Here is a 12,766-nt window from a genome sequence, read left to right as displayed (position 1 = left end):
GGGCGTTGTCCCCTTGGACGTTAGAGAACCGAAAGGCCAGAGGTCAACGGCTTTTACGCATCCCGCCGCAGCTTCCCGCACCGCCACCACGCCGCTGCGAACAGGGCCGCACTGAGCAGAAAGACGGCCCGGTAGCCCGCCGCGTCTGCGAGTAGGCCGCCGATCACCGGCGCGAACAGGGCGCCGCCCACCAGGGTGTTGAGGGTGCCGATGTAGCGGCTCCTCGCTCCCGGTGGGGCGAGGTTGAGCAGGTGGTTGGTGTGGCCCAGGCCGAAGCCCTGGGCGGCGACGCTGGACAGGACAAACACAAGCAGGTATGCCCAGGTGCCCAGGCCCAGCGTTCCCACGGCGAGGGCGGCCAACGGCGCGAGGCCTGCGAAAAAGGCGGCGTAGCGGATGATGCGGCGTGAGCCCTTGCGTTCGGCCACCCGCTGCCAGAGCAGGTTGGACAGGGGCGCGGCTCCGGTGAGGGCCATCACGAACACGCCCAGGGTGGCGGGGGGAAAGTGCAGGTCCCGCAGGGCGTAGACCGCGTAGAACGGTTCCCCCATGCTGGCGGCCGCCAGCAGCAAGCGCACCGTGAGAAACGCGCGGAAGTGCCCGTCTTGCAGCGTGTCGGGGACAGCGCGCAGCTCTTCTCTCAGGGTGCCGGGAGGCAGGGGCGTGTCCGGCGGTTCTTCCACCCGCCCAAACACGCCGTAGCCCACGGTATAAGCGACCGTACCCAGCAGGAAGATCAGCGCGTAGTTCAGCGGAAAACGCAAGTCCGAGGCCAGGACGCCGCGCACGGCGAGGCCCGCCCCAAAGGCGAGCAGACCGCCGTACAGATTCCGTGTGCCGAAAAAGCGTGCGCGGCGCTCGGGCGGCACCGTCTTGCTCACCACCTCCAGAAACGGCAGGCCCGACACACCGGACGCGAGCGCATTGATGAGCATCGCCAGGACAAAGAGGGTCAGGCACAGGGCTGGGTGCGCGGTCAGGGTGGCGGCCACCAGCACCATCGCCAGGTAGGCCGAGGTGCGGACCAGCGCCGCCGAGCGGTAGACGGGCAGCTTGTATTCCAGTGAGCGCACCCGCGCGGCCACCAGCAGTTGCGGCAGCATCCAGCCACCCCCCGCGATGGCAGGCAGCAGGCCGATCACGGCATTCGGAGCGTCCAGCCGCGCCGCAAAGCCCGCCACCACCACCGACACGTTTAGAAAGCCGTCGCCGAGAAACACCAGCCACCCGTTGAGGATGCCCAGGCGTTCGTTGGCGTTCCACGCTGGGCGGGGTTGGGCAGGGGGCGAGGTCACGCGGCGTATTAAAGCACCTGGCTCACTTCCTTGGAGGGAGTGGCGCAGCCGCGCAGCAAAGGCGGCGCGGCGTAGCCAGAGGTGAATCGGACAGCCCACAGGAACACAACGGTCCGAAGAGCAGGGACGCGTGATACGGTTTTCGGATCATCCGTTCCGTCCCCTGCGCTCCGGTGATTGCACGCCTCTGCGTCACCGTTTTTCCTGCTCGCGACGCTTGGATTGATCCGTTGTGGAAGAACGGGTCAACCCGAATCCTTATGGTCCGGATTCCGTTTGTTTTGCCAATACCCTGGAAGAGCGCCGGTTTGCCAATTGCTCATTCGTAACCCGTTCTTCTCCTGCTCGCGTCCACTCGGACCGAATCACTTCGTAAACGTTTCCACCGGGTTCCATATGACCGGCGAAACTGTGCAGCTTGAAACAGGAGAGGCGCTGCCCCTACGCGCCAGGAAGCCGCAGCACGCCCTCCAGCGCCTGGTACGCATCAGGCCGGGCGAGAAACACGAGTTCGTCCTCGGCGGTGAGGCGCATATCGGGGCGGGGCAGGCGGACGGTGCCGTCCCGCACCACGCCCACGACTTCCACCCCGGGCGGCAGGGTCAGGACCGACACCCGGGCGCCCTCCCAACTGCGGGGCACGCTGCGGCGGTACAACTCCTGCTCGGAGGCCAGGGGTGTGGGGCCGCCCTCATCGGTGGGCGCGCTGGGGTGAAGCGGTGTGGCGGGGGCAGAGGCGGCGCGGCGCGGCGCAAAGCGAATGCCTTCGGGCAGCAGGGGCATGCCCGCGTGGACGGCACTGGCCGCCCGCGAGCGCACCTGGCCCGGCAGCAGGCCCGTCTCACCGCTGAGCAGGTGCGCCACCCCGGCGGCCAGCAGGGACGCGGGCAACACGGCGTCGCCGCCCCAGGCCACGGCGAGTAGTGCGGCGGCAAGCGGCGCGTTGAGGGTGACGGTCAGGAAGGCGACCACTCCCGTCAGCGTCGCCGCGGCCGGGTCGAGGCCCAGCAGGTTTCCCAACCCGGCGCCCAGCAGACCGCCCACGCCCACGGAGGGCAGCACGCCCCCGCCGAACGCCAGCGGTGCTCCCAGCGCGAGCAGCGCCCAACGCCAAGCGCCCGCGCCCAGGGCTTCGGGGCCAAGAAAGCCCGACAGGCCCAGCTGCGCCCAGCCCGATCCGTCGCCCAGCACGGCGGGCGTGCTCCAGAGGGCGACGGCGGCGGTCAGCAGGCCGAATGCACCGCCCGCCACGGGTCGCAACCAGCCCTGCGTCCACACGGGGGGCAGCGCGCGGCAGGCCAGCAGTCCAGCCCAGCCCACCAGCGTCACGCCCAGCGCCACGCCCAGAAAGGCCGGAAGTTGCGAGGCCGCCAGTACCGGCAGGACCTCCAGCGAGAACAGCGGAGTAAAGCCGAACGCCAGGCCGTAGACCGCGTAGGCCGCCACTGCCGCGAGCACACAGGGCATCAGCACCTCAAACTCAAACTCGAAGCGGCGGTACAGCACCTCCACGATCAGCACCGCCGCCGCCAGGGGTGCGTGCAACACGGCCCCAAGGGCGGCCCCCGCTCCGGCCAGCGTCAACGTCCGCGTCTCCACGCTGTCCAGCCGGGTGGTGCGGGCGAGCAGGCGCGTTGCCATCTGTCCCATCACTGTGAAGGGCGCGTCGCGCCCCACCAGCAGCCCCACCGCCTGGCCCAGCAGGGTGCCCGCCAGCGTCCGCACCTGCGCCGGGAAGCGTGGCCACTGTCCCCGGATGTGGTACCCGCGCACGAGTTCCGCCAGTGGATCCCCGGTGGGTATCAGCCAGGTGTAGGCCGCTCCAACGGCGGGCAGCGCCAGCAGGCCCCAGGGCAGCGCCTCTCCAAAGGCCATCAGCAGCCCGCCCTCGCCCGGGGTCCCGGGGGGCGCGTAACCCAGCAGCGCCGATTCTCCGCGCAGCAGCCCGTCCAGCGCCAGCCGTAGCAGGATACTCAGCCCGCCCACCAGCAGGCCCAGCAGCAGGCTCAGCACCACCAGCCGCCCAGTTTCCAGACGGGTCAGCACGGCGCGGGGCAGGGGAGAGCGCATCGCAGAGCATGGTAATGCAGGAGGAAGGGCCGGGGCGTTAGGGTTTAGGGAACCCCCGGTTCAGGGGAGGGCAAGAAGCGCGAGAACGCCAGGAAGGGGCAATGCAGCGCAGCCCCCTACTCCAGGGCAAAGACGGCCGCGTCCTCGGGGGGCAGGCTGAGGTGCAGCCAGCCGCCCCCCACGCTCACCTTGGCGTCCTGCCCGGCAAAGAGGCTGCGCGTGAGGGTTTGATCCGCATCCTTCAGACCAAGGGCCGAGAGGCGCAGGCTGTAACTCTTGCGCGCCCTTCCCCGGTGCCACGCGGCGAGCACGCGTTCATTCCCCGCCTGCCGCGTCAGAAGAAGCAGATCGTCTTCCAGGCTGAGGGGTACGGGCAGCAGTTTCTCGTCGCCGACGCTCAGGGCGCGGCTGGCCTTACGAACAGCGATGGCGTCTTGCGCTGCGCCGAACACGGCCTTCTCAGCCGGGGTCCACTCGCTCTCAAAGCGCATGTCCCGCCGGTTGTCGGGATCCGCACCGCCGCGCATGGCGATCTCGGTGCCCTGGTAGACCACCGGCACCCCTTTGAGCGTCATCAGGGCGCGCAGGGCGTAGCGGGTGCGGGCCTGGGCCTGGTCCTCGAACAGCGAACCCTGCGCGAAGCGGGGCAGGTCATGGTTGTCGAGAAAGAGCGCCACCTCGCCGGGTCGGGGCAACTCGCCCTGCCGCGAGAGTACCCCCGCCACCCGCGTCAGGCTCTGGCCACCCATCAGCGAGCCGCGCAAGGCCGATTGCAGGCTGAACAGAAAGAGGCTGTCAAAGCCCGCCTGCTGCCAGTCGGCCACCGTGCCCGTGTCTGCGTCGTACCACTCGCCCAGCGTCCAGGTCCCTGCCACGCGGTCCCGGGTCAACAGCTCCTTCAGAAAGGGACCCTCCACATGCTTGATCGCGTCGTAGCGGAAGGCGTCCACCCCCTGCTTGCGCCAGAAATCGGCGTTGTCCAGCAGCAGCTCGCGGACCTCGGGGTTGGACTGTTTGAGGTCTGGCAGTCCCGCCAGGGAGCAGTCCACATCCTTGTTCTTCGTGGCGGCGCATTCGGCCTCACCGTTAAACCACGCGGGGCGGACCTTCACGGCCGCGGCCGCGTAGCCGTAATGGTTGATGACCTGGTCGAGCACCACCTTCATGCCCGCGCCGTGCGCCGACTTTGTGAAGGCCGCGAAATCGGCCAGCGTGCCGAAATGCGGGTCCACATCCCTGAAGTCGGCGGGCCAGTAACCGTGGTACGGCGAGGTGCCGGAGGTGTTTCCCGCCTGCTGCCGGTAGATGGGCGTGAGCCACACGGCGGTGGCGCCGAGTTGCCCGATATAGCCGAGCTTGTTCGTCAGGCCCTGCAGGTCGCCTCCATGCCACGCGCGCAGGTCGTCTCGGTTCACCCCAGCGTCGTTCCCTCGATCACCGTCGAAAAAACGGTCTGGCATCACCTGGTAAACCACCTGTCCCTCAAAGGAAGGCAGCGAGGGCGAAGAGGTCTGCGCGCCCGCCGACATGGCGAGCAGCGCACCCAGCAGGGCAAAGCGTTGCATCTTGCCTCCTATGGTAGCGCTCCCAAGAGCGGGGGCTTACGGGGCGGGTATAGGTTTTTTCTGGACTTCATAGGGATTTTTTCAAGAAATCTGGCCCTTTACTGGGTGAAAGAGGACTGGGTTCCCGGCCACACTGTTGCTCATGACCAAGTTCCTGAAAGCTGCCGTGATCGCCGCCACCCTCGCCCTGCCCGTTTCGGCCTCTGCCCAGACCGACACCAGCACGACGAGCACCACAAGCACCTCTACCGACGCGAGCGGCGACACCAGCACGACCACCACGACCAACAAGGGCTTCGACTGGGGTTGGCTGGGCCTCGCCGGTCTGCTGGGCCTCGCGGGCCTGGGCCGCAACAATGACCGCCAGGTCACGACCACCACGACCACCAACCGCCACTAGAGCCGTTGTCCGAATGGCGCGGCGCGTAGAAGGGCACTCCCCACGGCGCCATTCTCCTCCATGCGCATTTCGCTCGCCGGGCTCGGTCAAAAAGAAGTCCGCGCGTTGACCCATGCGCCCGAGTCGGGAAGAGGGGGAGGCCCTGGCTTCACCCCACCTCCTTCCGCATGCAAGAAAGGCGCCGCCCCAGGTTGAGGGCGGCGCCTTTCTTGTCTTGCGTTGGCCGTTTCCCTGACGGACGGCCTACTTTTAGTTCAGGACTCCCGTCTCGAACGTGAACCGCTCACCGTCGTGGGCCACGTTCAGCGTGGTGCCTTCCGGCACGCGGCCCGACAGAATCTCGCGGGCAAGGGGCGTCTCGATCTCGCGGGCGATCACGCGCTTGAGGGGCCGCGCACCGAAGGCCGGATCGTATCCGAGTACGGCGAGCTTGGCTTTGGCGGCGTCGCTGAGGTGCAGCGTGACCCGGCGCTCGGCGAGGCGCTTGCGCAGACCGCCCGTCTGAATCTCCACGATGCGGCCCAGGTCGGTGGGGGTCAGGGCATCGAACACGATGATGTCGTCCACACGGTTGAGGAACTCGGGGCGGAACTGGTCCTGGAGAACGGCCATGACCTGATCGCGGATGCTCTCGGCGCTGTCGCCACGTGCCTGCGCCTCGAGGATCAGCGGTGAGCCCACGTTGCTCGTCAGGACGATCAGCGTGTTGCGGAAGTCCACCGTGCGGCCCTGGCCGTCCGTCAGGCGACCGTCGTCCAGCACCTGCAGCAGCACGTTGAACACGTCCGGGTGCGCCTTCTCGATCTCGTCGAGCAGGATGACCGCGTAGGGGCGGCGGCGCACGGCTTCCGTCAGCTGGCCGCCTTCCTCGTAGCCCACATATCCGGGAGGAGCACCGATCAGGCGGGCCACCGTGTGCTTCTCCATGTACTCGGACATGTCGAGGCGAACCATCGCGTCGCTCGAATCGAACAGGAACTCGGCCAGGGCCTTCGCCAGCTCGGTCTTTCCGACGCCGGTGGGGCCGAGGAACATGAATGAGCCGAGGGGCCGGTTGGGGTCATTCAGGCCCGCCCGGGCGCGGCGGATGGCGTCGGATACGCTGACAATGGCGCGGTCCTGCCCGATCACGCGGCTGTGCAGCTGCTCTTCGAGGTGCAAGAGCTTTTCGCGCTCGCCCTCCATCAGCTTGCTCACCGGGATGCCGGTCCAGCGGCTCACCACGGCGGCGATGTCCTCCTCCGTCACTTCCATGTGGGCGAACTCCGCGGTCTTGAGCCTCCGCTCCAGTTCGTGCACCTCACGCTCCAGCTGCGGCAGAGTGCCGTATTCCAGCTCGGCAGCCCGGCCCAGGTCGTAGTCGCGGCGGGCCCTCTCGATGTCGGTCCGCACCTGGTCCAGCGCCTCGCGCTTCTCGCGTAGGGCCTGCACTTCGCCACGTTCGGCCTCCCAGCGGCTGCGCACCTCGGCCAGCTCGTCGGTCGCGGTCTTCAGCTGCTCTTCGAGGTCCAGCAGGCGGTGTTGCGAGTCCTGGTCCTTCTCGCGCTTCAGGGCCTCGCGCTCGATTTCCAGTTGCAGCTTGCGGCGCTGGAGCTGGTCGATGCGCTCTGGACTGGATTCCAGCGCCATTCGCAGGCGGGCGGCCGATTCGTCGATCAGGTCGATGGCCTTGTCGGGCAGTTGCCGGTCCGAGATGTAGCGGTGGCTGAGCTGCGCGGCGGCCACCAGCGCGGGGTCCGTGATCTCCACGTTGTGGTGGACCTGGTAACGCTCCTTGATGCCGCGCAGGATGGAGATGGTGTCCTCCACACTGGGTTCGTTCACGAACACGGGCTGGAAACGGCGCTCCAGCGCTGGGTCTTTCTCGATCTCGCGGTACTCGTCCAGCGTGGTCGCGCCGATCAGGTGCAGCTCACCACGCGCGAGCGCCGGCTTGAGCATGTTGCCCGCGTCAGGGCTGCCTTCCGTCTTGCCGGCACCGACGATGGTGTGAATTTCGTCGACAAACAGGATGATCTCTCCCGCTGAGTGCACCACCTCATCGATCACACCCTTGAGGCGCTCCTCGAACTCACCGCGAAACTTGGCCCCAGCCAGCAGGCTGCCCATCTCCAGCGAAACGATGCGCTTGTTTTTCAGGCCCTCGGGCACGTCGCCCTGCACGATACGGATGGCGAGCCCTTCGGCGATGGCCGTCTTGCCCACGCCAGGTTCACCGATCAGAACGGGGTTGTTCTTCGTGCGGCGCAGCAGAATCTGCATGGCCCGGCGAATCTCCTCGTCACGGCCGATCACGGGGTCGAATTTGCCGTCTCGGGCGCGCTGGGTCAGGTCCGTGCCGTATTTCTGCAGTGCGTCGAACTGCTGTTCAGCGGTTTTCGTGGTCACAGTCTTTCCTTTCCGCGCCTCGTTGACAGCCTGGCGCAGGGCCGCTTCGGTGGGAAGCTCGGGAATGCGGCTCTCGGCCCGCAGGGCGAGCAGCAGGGCGTCGGCGGCGATAAAGGCGTCGCCGAGTTTCTTGGCTTCGCCTTCGGCCTTCTGAAAAGCGCGGCTGAGGGCCGGATCGAGGTAGAGGTTCTCGCCGCCGCCCTGCACGCGCGGGAGCTTGGCGAGTTCGGCATCCAGCGCCTGCCGCAGCGCATTCACGTTCGTTCCCGCGCTCGTCAGTGCCCGGGCCGCGGTGTCGTTGTCGGTGAGCGTCCGCAGCACATGGGCCGTGGTCAGCGTCTGTTGTTGGTTGTTCTGGGCGAGGCTCTGCGCGGCCGCTATGGCCTGCACCGCCGCCTCGGTAAAGCGTTCAGGATTCAAGGTGGGTCCTCCTTCAATGCCTCTATTTTGAAACTTGAGTGTGGTTATGTCAAGTTTATAGAGCGTTGAGGAGGGTGACCTTTTCCTTACTTGCCCGGCGGACCGAAGCGCCCCCCCTCCGCCCGGGTCAGCACACCCCCGATAAACTCGCCCATGCCCTCCGCCGTTACCGCCTGACCGTTGACCTCGCCCTGACCCCGCACCGGCCCCTCCCAGTAGGCGATGGAGGTGTTTTTGGTCAGCAGTTCCTGATCGTCACGGGCAGCCTCCAGGGTCAGGCTGAGCGCCGGGGACTTCACTTCCCAGCCCAGCACGTACTCGCGCCCACTGGGACTGCGCCACACCCGGCCCGGCATCATCGTTACCCCCGGCACTTCCTGCGCTACGCCTGCCGGGTCCACAAGGGAGGCCGCCACCTGCACCACTTGCCCCGCGCCGTTGCGCACCCGGTAGAGCATCAGGTCCGAACCGTCCGAGAGGTGGAGGCCGAACCAGTCCCATTTCGCCTGCGCCCCGGGCTGCTGGTCGCCCCATTGGTGGTCCAGCCAGACTTGACCGTGCGTTTGCCGGAGCTCGCCACCGGGCAACTTCACCGTGCCGCTTGCGTCCAGCCGCGTGACGCTCTGGTAGTACAGCCGCCCGACTTCTGGGGTGCCAGAGTAGCCAGGTGGGTGCGCGACGAGGGGTTTTTGCGGTCTGAGCGTCAGGTCCAGCGGCCCGGCGTTGAGGTGAAAGCTGCCGTCTGGCCCCTGCAAAAGCTGCCAGTCGCCCTGCCTCACTTTCAGCGGCGGAAAGCTGAAGCTGGCCCGCTGAGACCCGTTCTCAAACAGGCTCAGCTTCTTGTTTCGCAGGTCCGCGACGGCGAGGTGCCCGGCGTGGTAGGGGATACCCCGGTAGTTGACCTTGAACTGCGCCCAGTGAAAGGCCAGCCCCGATTCGGGCAGATAGCCGGAGGCGTACCACCATTCAGTTGCGGCGTTGTGCGCGCCGAGGTCATTTGGCCCAGGCTGCCTCGCCGGATCGAACGCCTGCGGTGCGGGCAGGCATGAGGTCAGCAGGACAGAGACGAGGGTGGCGGCAAGCATGGGAGAGTGGCGCATGGCTGACCTTAGCTGTTGGCGCGGAGGAATGCAGTAGGAAGTGCTCTCCTCTGGGATCAGGCCCAGCGCGTCGCTCAAGGCTTCAGGCGAAGGCGGCGGAAGTGCCGGTGGACGGCCCGCGTATGTTCTCCGGGCTGCCTTGGGGTTCGCGGTCGGGCTTCCCTCCTCGCCGTGGCCCCACCACCAGCGCCAGCTTCCTGAGGACGTACTGGCCTTCCAGATTGGGTACCAGCGGAAAGATCATGAGCGTCTCGTGGGGAAAGAACGCCAGGGGCAGGACGGTCCTGATCATCTGGGCCAGGCCCAGGAGGCCAGCAGAGGGAGGCGGAGCAGTGTGGTGCTGGCCCCACCAGCCCACCACCTGCGCACTAGGTGGGGCATAGAGCGGGGCTTACGCCCGGGCGGGAAGCCTCCGGGAGGCGTGAGGGTGGGTGCTATTCCCTCTGGGCCTCCTCAGAAACAGCGCTGGGGCCCTCCCTTGATGCCTGACCTGGCCATCTGTGCGGAACTTGTTCAGCCCGTTGCGCCTCGCGTCACCGCGCCCTTACGTCTCTGTGAGGCAACCCGGTCAAAGGGAAAGGGGCCGCCCCAGCTGGGAAGCGGCCCCTGATCTGGCTCTGCCCCGCCCGTTGCTACTCGTCGCCCAGGTACGCCTTGCGCACGCTCTCGTCCTGGGCGATGTGCGCTGCGTCGCCGCTGAGTTTGATCTCGCCGGTTTGCAGCACATAGGCGCGGTGGGCAATGCCCAGCGCCATGCTCGCGTTCTGTTCCACGAGCAAGATGGTGGTGCCGCGCTCGCGGTTGAGCTTTTCCACGATGTCGAAGATGGCTTCCACAAACAGGGGAGAAAGGCCCATGGAGGGCTCATCCAGCAGCAGCAGCTTGGGGGCCACCATCAGGGCGCGGGCAATCGCCAGCATCTGCTGCTCGCCGCCCGACATGGTGCCGCCGAGCTGCGTCTCGCGTTCCTTGAGGCGTGGGAAGAGCGCGAAGCCCTCCTGGATGCGTTGCTCGATCAACCGGCGGTCGCTGATGGTGTACGCCCCAACTTCCAGGTTCTCGCGTACCGTGAGCTGCGGAAAGATGCGCCGTCCTTCCGGCACGTGGCTCATGCCCCGGCTCATGATGACGTGCGACGGCACCCCACCCACGTCCTGGCCGAGGTAGGTCACGCGGCCCACCTTGGGCTTCATCATGCCGCTGATCGTGCGCAGGGTGGTCGTCTTGCCCGCCCCGTTGCCGCCGATCAGGGCCACGATCTCGCCCTGGTTCACCGTAAGGTTCAGCCCCTTGAGGGCGTGAATCTGACCGTAATAGGTGTGGATGTCTTGCAGTTCGAGCATGGTTTCAGGCATGGGACCCGGCCTCCTTGCCGTACTCGCCCGCCGCCGCACCGCGCCCCAGGTACGCTTCCATCACGCGCGGGTCGTTGCGGACCTGGTGGGGCAAGCCCTCGCTGATCTTGGTGCCGTAGTCGAGCACGGTGATGTTCTCGGACAGGGTCATCACCAGCCGCATGTCGTGTTCGATGAGGACCACCGTCACGCCGAGGTCGTCGCGGATGCGCCGGATCAGGGCCTTGAGGTCCTCGGTCTCGCGGGGGTTCATGCCCGCAGCGGGTTCGTCGAGCAGCACCAGTTTGGGTGTGGTCGCCAGTGCGCGGGCGATCTCCAGCTTGCGCTGGTCGCCGTAGGGCAGGTTGGTCGAGAGTTCGCCCCGCCAGCGGGACAGGCCCACGAAGTCGAGCATCACCGCCGCCGTCTCGCGGGCATTGTCCTCGTCCTGCCTGAAGGTGCGGGTGTGGAGCACGGCGTCCCAAAAGCCAGTCTTCAGGCGGGTGCCGCGCCCCAGCATGATGTTTTCCTCGGCGGTCATGGAGGGAAACAGCCGGATGTTCTGAAAGGTGCGCGCGATGCCGGCCCGGACCACCTGATCGGGCCGCAGCCCCACCAGGTTCTGTCCCGCAAGGGTGATGCTGCCCCGGTCCGGTTCGTAGATGCCGGTGATCAGGTTGAAGAAGGTGGTCTTGCCCGCCCCGTTCGGCCCGATCACGGAGATGATGCCGCGCTCGGGCACCTGAAAGGTCACGTCGTTGACGGCAGTCAGGCCGCCGAAAGTCTTGGTCACGCCCTGTACGTCCAGAAGGCTCATCGTTCGCTCCCCGTCCGGTCGTTGTCTTTCACGGTACTCAGCCCCGGTGAGTACACCTCGCTGCCCACGTCACCCTCCAGCTGGTTGCCCGCATTCAGGCTGTCGGGCGGCGTCGCGTCGTGCTCGTGCATCTCGGCCTTGCGGCGGGCGCTGGGCAGCAGGCCTTCGGGGCGGTAGAGCATCATCAGCACCAGCACCAGCCCGAAAATCAGGCGCTGGTACTTGCTGGGGTCGAGGTTGGCGTTGATGTTGGGAAAGGTCTGCTGCAGCACCTCGCTGAGGGTGGGCAGAATCATCAGGTTCATCAGCGTGACCACCACTGCGCCCAGCATCACGCCCGCAATATTGCCCATGCCGCCCAGAATCACCATGCTCAGCACGCCGATGGACTGGAAGTAGTCAAAACTCTTGGGATCGATAAAGTTCTGCTTGGCCGCGAAGATCACGCCCATCGCGCCTGCGAAGGAAGCCCCGGTGGCAAAGGCGAGCAGCTTTGTCCGCAGCAGCGGCACACCCATCGCCTGCGCGGCGATCTCGTCCTCGCGGATGGCGATCCACGAGCGCCCGATCTTTGATCGGTCCAGGCGGAAATTGACCATGACCACGACGGCGATCACGATCAGCACCAGAAAGTACAGGAAAAACAGCCGGTACTGGTCCTCGGCAAAGCCCAGGCTGGCCGCGACGCTGTTGAGCCACGGCACCGGCGCGCTCTCAATGGCGTCGATGCCCTGCGGCCCGTTGGTGACGTCGAGGTTGTTGGCGAAAATGCGGATCACTTCGCCAAGCCCCAGCGTCACGATGGCGAGGTAATCCCCCTTGAGCTTGAGGACCGGCAGGCCGATAAGCACCCCGACGAACGCGGCGACCGCCACTGCCAGCGGGATAAACAGCCAGAACAGGGCCGGATTGACGCCGCCCGCAAAGGCCGCGTTGCCGGTCACTTCTCCGAATTGAGGACTGCCGAATACGCCCCACAGGTACGCCCCCACTGCGAAGAAGGCGATGTATCCCAGGTCCAACAGACCTGCCAGCCCCACCACGATGTTCAGGCCCAGGGCCAGCGCGGCGAAGATCAGCATCTGAATCACGAGGTCAAAATACGAGGTGTTCTCGCGGCCCATGAAGGGCAGCACGAAGCCGATTCCGGCGGCAAACACGAGGGCCTTGGCCCACCCGGCGGCGCGCCACTGAAAGGCGAACACCAGCGAGAGCAGGAAGGCCCCGAAAAGCACCGGCTGCAGCAGTTTGGACAGGCCCTCGGTGATGTCGTTGCGCAGAAAGACCAGCAGCAGGGCCGTCACGGCGGTGTAGATGAGGAGCGCAGCGGTGCGGTCGCCCGCGCGTCCGCGTGGAGGGGAAGACAGCGTCGTCACG

General features: G+C 66.8%; 10 protein-coding genes. 1 reads left to right on the top strand and 9 read right to left on the bottom strand.

Translation table 11 applies throughout. The features are described from left to right. Positions 1 to 53: 53 nt before the first annotated feature. From B9A95_RS21940 to B9A95_RS21930, 3 genes are all read right to left on the bottom strand, one after another. The gene (locus B9A95_RS21940) at positions 54 to 1,295 is read right to left on the bottom strand and encodes an MFS transporter (RefSeq protein WP_084049215.1); all 1,242 of its coding nucleotides are present in this window, start codon (positions 1,293 to 1,295) and stop codon (positions 54 to 56) included. Positions 1,296 to 1,736: 441 nt separating this feature from the next. Continuing rightward, positions 1,737 to 3,365, bottom strand: coding sequence for a chloride channel protein (locus B9A95_RS21935; protein WP_084049214.1), 1,629 nt, complete (start codon positions 3,363 to 3,365; stop codon positions 1,737 to 1,739). Between the two features lie 116 nt (positions 3,366 to 3,481). Then, entirely contained in the window at positions 3,482 to 4,930 is a 1,449-nt protein-coding gene (locus tag B9A95_RS21930; protein WP_084049213.1) for an alpha-amylase family glycosyl hydrolase, read from the bottom strand. Between the two features lie 142 nt (positions 4,931 to 5,072). Between B9A95_RS21930 and B9A95_RS21925 the strand changes: the two genes are divergently transcribed. Then, positions 5,073 to 5,330 carry a WGxxGxxG family protein gene (locus B9A95_RS21925; protein ID WP_084049212.1) on the top strand — a complete coding sequence of 86 codons (258 nt, stop codon included), beginning with the start codon at positions 5,073 to 5,075 and terminating at the stop codon, positions 5,328 to 5,330. A 249-nt stretch (positions 5,331 to 5,579) separates the two neighbouring features. On the opposite strand, the gene clpB is transcribed toward B9A95_RS21925, so the two are convergent. The 6 genes from clpB to B9A95_RS21895 all read right to left on the bottom strand — a co-directional run bounded on the left by clpB (position 5,580) and on the right by B9A95_RS21895 (position 12,765). Then, positions 5,580 to 8,138 carry an ATP-dependent chaperone ClpB gene (clpB, locus tag B9A95_RS21920; protein ID WP_084049211.1) on the bottom strand — a complete coding sequence of 853 codons (2,559 nt, stop codon included), beginning with the start codon at positions 8,136 to 8,138 and terminating at the stop codon, positions 5,580 to 5,582. A gap of 86 nt (positions 8,139 to 8,224) precedes the next feature. After that, entirely contained in the window at positions 8,225 to 9,238 is a 1,014-nt protein-coding gene (locus B9A95_RS21915) for a lipocalin family protein (protein WP_212648366.1), read from the bottom strand. Between the two features lie 82 nt (positions 9,239 to 9,320). After that, positions 9,321 to 9,530, bottom strand: coding sequence for a hypothetical protein (locus tag B9A95_RS21910; protein WP_139806925.1), 210 nt, complete (start codon positions 9,528 to 9,530; stop codon positions 9,321 to 9,323). 340 nt (positions 9,531 to 9,870) lie between these two features. Next, positions 9,871 to 10,593: an ABC transporter ATP-binding protein gene (locus tag B9A95_RS21905; protein WP_139806924.1), complete on the bottom strand. Its 723-nt coding sequence runs from the start codon at positions 10,591 to 10,593 to the stop codon at positions 9,871 to 9,873. Beyond that, positions 10,586 to 11,389, bottom strand: coding sequence for an ABC transporter ATP-binding protein (locus B9A95_RS21900; RefSeq protein ID WP_084049209.1), 804 nt, complete (start codon positions 11,387 to 11,389; stop codon positions 10,586 to 10,588). The genes B9A95_RS21905 and B9A95_RS21900 overlap by 8 nt, the downstream gene beginning before the upstream one ends. Then, positions 11,386 to 12,765: an ABC transporter permease subunit gene (locus B9A95_RS21895; RefSeq protein ID WP_084049208.1), complete on the bottom strand. Its 1,380-nt coding sequence runs from the start codon at positions 12,763 to 12,765 to the stop codon at positions 11,386 to 11,388. The genes B9A95_RS21900 and B9A95_RS21895 overlap by 4 nt, the downstream gene beginning before the upstream one ends. Position 12,766 lies beyond the last annotated feature (1 nt).

The sequence above is a fragment of the Deinococcus hopiensis KR-140 genome (assembly GCF_900176165.1).
GTDB lineage: Bacteria > Deinococcota > Deinococci > Deinococcales > Deinococcaceae > Deinococcus > Deinococcus hopiensis.
The sequence above is the reverse complement of the archived record's forward strand: the minus strand, read 5'-3'. Positions and strand labels throughout refer to the sequence as shown.

Coding starts and splice junctions, on each gene's coding strand:
- B9A95_RS21910 (WP_139806925.1), bottom strand. CDS start 9,530: ATGATCAGGACCGTCCTGCCCCTGGCGTTCTTTCCCCACGAGACGCTC.
- B9A95_RS21925 (WP_084049212.1), top strand. CDS start 5,073: ATGACCAAGTTCCTGAAAGCTGCCGTGATCGCCGCCACCCTCGCCCTG.
- B9A95_RS21905 (WP_139806924.1), bottom strand. CDS start 10,593: ATGCCTGAAACCATGCTCGAACTGCAAGACATCCACACCTATTACGGT.
- B9A95_RS21915 (WP_212648366.1), bottom strand. CDS start 9,238: ATGCGCCACTCTCCCATGCTTGCCGCCACCCTCGTCTCTGTCCTGCTG.
- B9A95_RS21930 (WP_084049213.1), bottom strand. CDS start 4,930: ATGCAACGCTTTGCCCTGCTGGGTGCGCTGCTCGCCATGTCGGCGGGC.
- B9A95_RS21900 (WP_084049209.1), bottom strand. CDS start 11,389: ATGAGCCTTCTGGACGTACAGGGCGTGACCAAGACTTTCGGCGGCCTG.
- B9A95_RS21935 (WP_084049214.1), bottom strand. CDS start 3,365: ATGCGCTCTCCCCTGCCCCGCGCCGTGCTGACCCGTCTGGAAACTGGG.